Source organism: Roseateles sp. (genome assembly GCF_049240545.1).
In the GTDB taxonomy this organism is placed as follows: domain Bacteria; phylum Pseudomonadota; class Gammaproteobacteria; order Burkholderiales; family Burkholderiaceae_C; genus Paucibacter_A.
On the sequence record NZ_JBMLSK010000134.1, the window covers coordinates 1 to 5,914 of the forward strand.

General features: G+C 65.3%; 5 protein-coding genes and 1 pseudogene. 3 read left to right on the plus strand and 3 right to left on the minus strand.

The genetic code is table 11. The features are described 5' to 3' along the window. From ACOVRJ_RS08745 to ACOVRJ_RS08755, 3 genes and pseudogenes are all read left to right on the plus strand, one after another. Positions 1 to 506: pseudogene (locus ACOVRJ_RS08745) on the plus strand (dihydrolipoyl dehydrogenase); the annotation flags it as partial. A gap of 483 nt (positions 507 to 989) precedes the next feature. Further along, the gene (locus ACOVRJ_RS08750) at positions 990 to 1,352 is read left to right on the plus strand and encodes a YciI family protein (protein WP_422043477.1); all 363 of its coding nucleotides are present in this window, start codon (positions 990 to 992) and stop codon (positions 1,350 to 1,352) included. Between the two features lie 14 nt (positions 1,353 to 1,366). After that, positions 1,367 to 2,584: an RNA polymerase sigma factor gene (locus tag ACOVRJ_RS08755; RefSeq protein WP_422043478.1), complete on the plus strand. Its 1,218-nt coding sequence runs from the start codon at positions 1,367 to 1,369 to the stop codon at positions 2,582 to 2,584. 184 nt (positions 2,585 to 2,768) lie between these two features. Here ACOVRJ_RS08755 and ACOVRJ_RS08760 read toward each other — a convergent pair whose 3' ends face one another. From ACOVRJ_RS08760 to ACOVRJ_RS08770, 3 genes are all read right to left on the minus strand, one after another. Continuing rightward, a complete protein-coding gene (locus ACOVRJ_RS08760) occupies positions 2,769 to 3,674 on the minus strand; it encodes an alpha/beta hydrolase-fold protein (RefSeq protein ID WP_422043479.1) in 906 nt (301 codons plus the stop codon). Positions 3,675 to 3,869: 195 nt separating this feature from the next. Continuing rightward, positions 3,870 to 4,985 (minus strand): hypothetical protein, encoded by a 1,116-nt coding sequence (locus ACOVRJ_RS08765; RefSeq protein WP_422043480.1) that lies wholly within the window; start codon positions 4,983 to 4,985, stop codon positions 3,870 to 3,872. 101 nt (positions 4,986 to 5,086) lie between these two features. Next, positions 5,087 to 5,440, minus strand: a complete 354-nt coding sequence (locus ACOVRJ_RS08770) for a PadR family transcriptional regulator (protein ID WP_422043481.1) — start codon at positions 5,438 to 5,440, stop codon at positions 5,087 to 5,089. Positions 5,441 to 5,914 lie beyond the last annotated feature (474 nt).

Sequence of the window (5,914 nt, forward strand, 5' to 3'; positions counted from 1 at the left end):
AGCCGATGTTGGCGCACAAAGCGGTGCACGAGGCCCATGTGGCGGCCGAAGTGGCAGCCGGCGCCATCCTTGGCGATGCAAAGTTAGCCAAGAGCCAGTTCGATGCTCGCGTGATCCCGAGCGTGGCCTACACCGACCCCGAAGTGGCGTGGGTGGGTCTCACCGAAGACCAGGCCAAGGCCCAAGGCATCAAGGTCAAGAAGGGCTTGTTCCCCTGGACGGCATCCGGCCGCGCGATTGCCAACGGCCGCGATGAAGGCTTCACCAAACTGCTGTTTGACGACAGCGAAGAAGCCCACGGCCACGGCAAGATCCTGGGCGGCGGCATTGTCGGGACGCACGCCGGCGACATGATCGGCGAGATCGCCCTGGCCATCGAGATGGGCGCCAATGCGGTGGACATCGGCAAAACCATCCACCCGCACCCGACGCTGGGCGAAAGCATCGGCATGGCGGCGGAAGTGGCGCATGGCAGCTGCACGGATTTGCCGCCGACCCGCAAGTAATCCGCTTCAGCGCTGACAAGCAAACCAAAGCCCCGGACGGGAAGCTGTCCGGGGCTTTGTTTCGTCTGAGCGGGCGTCATGCCGGGGAGGGCGCGGAGCCAGCGTCGGACTGGGATGAAGCAGCACAAGCCGCATCGGGCAATTGGCTTGGTTCGCAGGTCAGTTGGTGATGCGGGAAAAGAAGGGCGAGACGGCCGTCGCTGTGGGGCAGGCTTGCGATGCTCGAAGTCTGCGCAATACTCACCTTCGTGCACTTGGGGTTCCTGGCGCTGCGCTCGAAGACCGACCCACGGGATACGCAGGTCAGCAAAAAAATAGTTCGCGTCGATGTCGAAATCCGCATCCTCGGCGGCGTCTTAAACGGGGGGCAGTGCCGCTGCTGGCGCTGCTCATCGTGATGGGCGGCCTGCACGTAAGCTCGTTCGGTCTGTGAGGTCGCCAGCCCCCGTCCCATTGTTCCCAGCATCCTTTGGAGAATTCACCATGCAATACATGTTCTTGCTCTACAGCACGCCGGATGCCGAGCCTGTCTACGGCACGCCCGAGTTCCAGGCCATGATGGCCGACTTCGCCGCCTTCAGCGCAAAGGCCCAGGCCGAGGGCGTTCTGCGCGGCGGCGAAGGCCTGCAAGGTATTGAAACCGCCACTTCCATCAAGTTGCGCGGCGGCAAGGTCGAAACCATGGACGGCCCGTTTGCCGAAACTCGCGAGCACTTGGGTGGTTACTACGTGCTGGACGTGCCCGACCTCGACACCGCCCTGCGCTACGCGGCGCAGATCCCGGTGGCCGCATTTGGCACCGTCGAGGTGCGGCCCTTGCTGAACTACGACCCGGCCGACGCCTGATCGCTGGCCAGCGAATGAGCGCCCCCGCCCAGGCCATCGCGCTTGTCCAGGCGCTGGACACCGTGCTGCGCCGCGACCGGGGGCGGCTGATGGCCGCGTTGACGCACCGGCTCGGTTCCCTCCAGCGCGCGGAAGATGCCTTGCAAGAAGCCTGCTTGTCAGCGCTGAGCCATTGGGCGCGTGATGGTCTGCCCCAGTCGCCCCAGGGCTGGCTGATCCGTGTGGCCTTTCGCAAGGCGCTCGACCAACTGCGTGCCGAGGGCCGCGACGGCGAGCGCGAGGCGGCGGTACAACTGGTCAAGGAATTGCTCGGTCAAGACGAGCCTGAGCCCATTCCTGACGAGCGGTTGCGTCTGATCTTCATGTGCTGCCACCCCGCGCTGGAACTCAAGTCGCGGGTGGCACTGACGCTGCGGACCGTGTGTGGCCTGTCCACCGGCGAGATCGCCCGTCTGTTCCTCGATCAAGAAGCCACCATGGGCCAGCGGCTGAGCCGGGCCAAAACCAAGATCGCTCGCTCGGGTATCGCCTACGCCGTGCCACCGCCCGAGCAATGGGATGATCGCTTGCAGGCAGTTCTCACCACCGTCTACCTTATCTTCACCACCGGCTATACCGCCGCACCCGACGAGGCGCGCGATCTTTGTGGCGAGGCGCTGTTTCTGGCGCGCTTGCTGGATGCTTTGTGTCCCGAGCAGCCCGAGATCGAAGGCGCACTCGCACTGATGCTGCTGACCGATGCCCGTCGAGCGGCGAGGGTCAGCGCCTGCGGCGAGACGGTGCCGCCCGCCGAACAGGACCGCCGACTCTGGCATCGCGAGGTGGAAGCCGAAGGGCGGCACAGGCTGGAGACAGCACTGCGGCGCAAACGGGCCGGGCCGTTCCAGATCAAAGCGGCGATCAGCGCGTGCCAGATGGCCGAACCTGCGCCAGACTGGCCTCAGATTCTTCATCTGTACACGGCGCTGCTCCCTCTGGAGCCGACGCCGGTGGCGCGCGTCAATCACGCCGTCGCGATGGCCGAGAACGGGCTGCTGGCCGCTGCGGTGGCCACACTGAACGAACTGCAGGAGCCCCTGGCAGACTTCCAGCCCTTGCATGCCGCGCGCGCCGCCGTGCTCGCCATGGCGGGCCAGACCGGCGCAGCCCGGCAGGCGTACGACCGGGCCATCGAACTGGCGATGCTCGACAGCGACCGGCGGTTTCTGGCGGCACGGGCTGCTCGGCTGTGAGCGACTCAGATAGACGCTCAGCCGGCGCGCAAGCAAATCCTTGGGTTGATGGCAAATAGTCTCCCCGGACGGGAGACTGTCCGGGGCGATTCGTTCGAACAAGATCGGGCGCGTGAACGCCTGAAGCGGGTTGTGCCAGCCAGGAAGCAGCATCGAGCCCCCTTGTTGTGGGTGCAGGAAGCCGTCAGCCGGGAAGCAGGAATCGCGCAAGCGAGTCGATGTCGCTCGCACAGTGGCCGCCGTAAATCGGGTGCCATTCGGTCTGCCAACCCTGAGCGCGCGCGCGTTCGATCAGGCGCTGGCTGCCCTCGAAATTGCCATAGCGGTCGTACAGGCCGTTGGAGACATAGAGCTGCGGACGTGGGCTTGAAGCGGGGAGTTCTTGTTCGATCAAGGCCAGCGGCGAAACGCGCTGCCATTCCGCATCGTCCGTCACATACTGGCGCGCCAGACGGACGACGCCGAAGCCGATCTTTGGGTCGGCACCTGTACGCTCCAGCGCAGCCTTCAGCTGGCTCAGGGGTGCGAACGGCGAATCTACATAGACACCGGGGCACAGCGCGGCCACCTTGGCAAAGTGCTCAGGCCGGCTCAGGCCCAGGATCAGGGCATTGAGTCCGCCCATGGATTCCCCCAGCAGCAAACGGCGCTCCGGGCGTCCGTGGCGCGCTTCGATGGCTGCCATGTCAGTGTGGATCCGCTCAAGCAAGCCGCTGGCTTCGGCTTTGCCCTTGGGGGTGAGCAACCACACGGGTCCGTAGGACAGCGTCACCACGGTGGGCGGGCTTTGGCCCATCTGCTGCCAAGCGCCTTGGACCATGGCGGTCATATAGGACGGGTCGTTCCAGATGGTTTCGTCGAGCTTGCGGCCATGCAGGTGGTAGAGCCAGTCGCCGTTCACGCCGCCCGCATCCCGGTTGATGCAGTAGCGAAGCTGCCCTTCTTGCCCGCATTCCTGCTGTGCCGGCGTGAAATTCACGGCCTGGTCCCCCCAGGGTTGACTCCAGCGTTGCCAGAGAAGCGCGCTGATGCTGAGGGCCAGCAGCAAGGCGGCGGAGACAAAGAAGTAGGTGCGGCGAGAGCGCTTCATGGTGGCTTGGTGTTTCATGTGGGTGATGCGTGCCTGGCTGTGCAGGCGGAGTGGCTGAGCGGCCGCGGATAAAACGAGAAATACAAGCGGCCATGCGGCAGCCTCACCTTGTCTCGGGTGAGCTCAGTCAGCGATGCGGGGCCGCAGGGGAATGCGAGTCGGCTGGGCTTGGAGTTGGGGCAGGTTCAGCCTGGTCTAGCGAGGCTTGAGCCGTCGCCATGGGGCTTTGTGCGGCTCTCGCCGGTGTCGGGACGGATGCGCTGGCTTGCTGGGCGCCAGTGGGCTGGGCTCAGGCCCCGATACGGCCGCAAGGCTGAGCACATAGCCCAAGATGGCGCTGCCGCCCATGCCCAGCAGCGGCGTTGGCAGGAAGCCCGGCAGGCTCAGCAACAGAAGGCCGGCCCAGAGCAGGCTGTGTTCGCGTGCGTGCCGGTGGCGCCATCCTGGCAAGACCAAGAGCATCAGGGCGGCGAGCATCAGCCCCGTCAGCAAAGGCTGAGGGCTGTGCGACCAGGCTTGCAGCAGGACCTGATCGACGAAGGCCTGGCTGCTTGGCATCTGCCAGTGCTGGCTGCTCCAGCCGGCCGCCAGCAATGCCAGGCAGGCCAGCAAAGCTTCGGCCTGATGACCCGCTTGAGGCTCGCTTCTTTGCGCGCTGCGCAGCAGCAGCAACAGACCCATCAGCAACAGCCACATCGGCTCCGTTTGCGCCCAGAGCGCGGCGATGGCCAGGAGCAAGCCCAGGACGCTGCACAGGGGACGGCTGGCTTGTGCCTGTCCGGCCCGACGATTCGACAGCAAGAGCAGGCTGGGCACGAGCAGCCACACCAGTTGCACGCTCACTGGGCCCAACTGCAGCCAACGCCCGTTCAATCCCTCGCGGGCTTCCAATGCGCAACTCGCCAGCAAGAGGCCGCCCAGTAGGAGGCTGAGTCGTTCGCGCAGGCGTAGGTCCGTTTGAAGCCCTTGTTTGGGCAGCAGGGCCAGGCTGGCCAGCGCAAAGGCCAAGGACACGCCGTTCATCCAGGGCCAGGCCTTGGGTGCGCCCTCCATGACCATGAATACGCCGCCCATCAGCACCGCCAGGCAGGCGCTTGCGGCGCCGAGGCGGGCCGCGCTTGCCTCATGCACTTGCTTCAGCAAGGTGCCGCCCAGGCCCCGGTATGCAAACGCTCCGGTCATGCGCTTGGCGCTAGCTGCAGCCGATTGCCAGGTCGAGAACAGGCGCAGCTTCAGCGCCAGCGCCAGGCAACCCAGCGCAAAACTGCAAGCTGCTCCGGCGGTGCCAATCTCGTCGAGCTCTGCAGCCATGGCGCGCGCCCAGGGCGCCTGTGCTCTTGGCATGAGGGCAAGGCATGCGCGCATCAGCCATCGCGCGAGGACGAGCCTCACCGCGGTTTGTGCGGGTTTGCTCATGATGGCTTGGTCGATGAACGCGGCGCGACAGCCCAGCCGGCTTGAAGCTCAGCGGCCCGGCGCCGAGCCCGCGCTTGATCGAGCGCCTCGCCCATGCCGGCCAGCCAGGTGCGGCCGGCTTGCGTCAAGCGGTAGGCGTGGCGTGGCGGCCGGCCCGGTGTGGGCGACTCCCGCCACACCGCCTCGAGCTGGCCTTGAGCTTCAAGCCGCATGAGTAAGGGGTACAGCGTGCCGGATTTGATGTCCGCCTGCACTGAAATGTCGTAGCCATGACGCCATTCTTCGCCGGCGTCGGCCAGAACTAGCAGCACGGCCATGGCCTGCTGCGAGGGTGCGCGTGTTCGTGTCATTCATTAACTCTACATATGTAGAGTTAATGGGTCAAGTGCTGTTTGAAGCCAAGCATCTCCACCCGCACCCCACGCTTGGCGAAAGCATCGGCATGGCGGCGGAAGTGGCGCACGGGTCTTGCACGGATTTGCCGCCGACGCGCAAATAAGCTGCACCCTCAGCGGTAAAAAGAAAAGCCCGGACGGGGACCGTTCGGGCTTTTTCCATTGTCACTTCAGATAGGGGCGACTTGAGCAAGCTGTGCCGGGAGTGGTGCGGGGCATTCAGTCGCATTCCAAATGCCGCCCTCGCGCATCGGTGAAGCCTGCGACCTTATTGGCGCATACGCGCTTCGATGTCTTTCACCGCCTTGTTGTAGCGCTCGGCGAACTTGCCCGTGCTGTGCTGGGCCGCACAGCGATACACGGCGATGGTCTGCGGCAAGCCCAGCCAGTCCGGTCGGCACTGCACGCTCTTGGCCGCGAGTTGTTCGC

Bases quoted from the DNA above. Each gene is read 5' to 3' on its own strand.
- ACOVRJ_RS08750 (WP_422043477.1), top strand. From the start codon at position 990: ATGCAATACATGTTCTTGCTCTACAGCACGCCGGATGCCGAGCCTGTC.
- ACOVRJ_RS08755 (WP_422043478.1), top strand. From the start codon at position 1,367: ATGAGCGCCCCCGCCCAGGCCATCGCGCTTGTCCAGGCGCTGGACACC.
- ACOVRJ_RS08760 (WP_422043479.1), bottom strand. From the start codon at position 3,674: ATGAAGCGCTCTCGCCGCACCTACTTCTTTGTCTCCGCCGCCTTGCTG.
- ACOVRJ_RS08765 (WP_422043480.1), bottom strand. From the start codon at position 4,985: ATGGCTGCAGAGCTCGACGAGATTGGCACCGCCGGAGCAGCTTGCAGT.
- ACOVRJ_RS08770 (WP_422043481.1), bottom strand. From the start codon at position 5,440: ATGACACGAACACGCGCACCCTCGCAGCAGGCCATGGCCGTGCTGCTA.